Genomic DNA, 329 nt, shown 5'->3' on the forward strand with positions numbered 1-329 from the left:
CACTGGCTGCGCGAGCAGTTGCAGGTATTGCGCCACAGCCTGGCCGCGGTAGCCCTGCACGAGGCCACGCCGTACCAGGGCGACATGCTGTTCATTCGCCAGAGCGGCGAGGTGCAGGTGCTGCCCGGCATGCACCGTGACATGAGCGCCTACTGGCAGGCCCTGTGCCTGGGTGAGCTGCGGGTAGTGGATGTGCCCGGGGATCATTTCAGTTGCATGCAGCAGCCCCAGGTGCAAGCCGTGGCCCAGGCCTTCGATGCACCCACCGAGGTGGCGGCATGAGGGCAGGGGTGATGGGGCTGGTCGGCGCTTACGGCAGCGTCGGCCGT

The 329-nt window shown here is 67.8% G+C and carries 1 protein-coding gene; it reads left to right on the top strand.

The genetic code is table 11. From position 1 onward, the window contains the following. Positions 1-282, top strand: a 282-nt coding sequence (locus F6S12_RS33240; RefSeq protein WP_315870051.1) for a hypothetical protein, incomplete at its 5' end; no start/stop codon positions are given. Positions 283-329: the final 47 nt, after the last annotated feature.

It is taken from the genome of Pseudomonas sp. JV245A (assembly GCF_032424515.1).
Taxonomy (GTDB): domain Bacteria; phylum Pseudomonadota; class Gammaproteobacteria; order Pseudomonadales; family Pseudomonadaceae; genus Aquipseudomonas; species Aquipseudomonas protegens.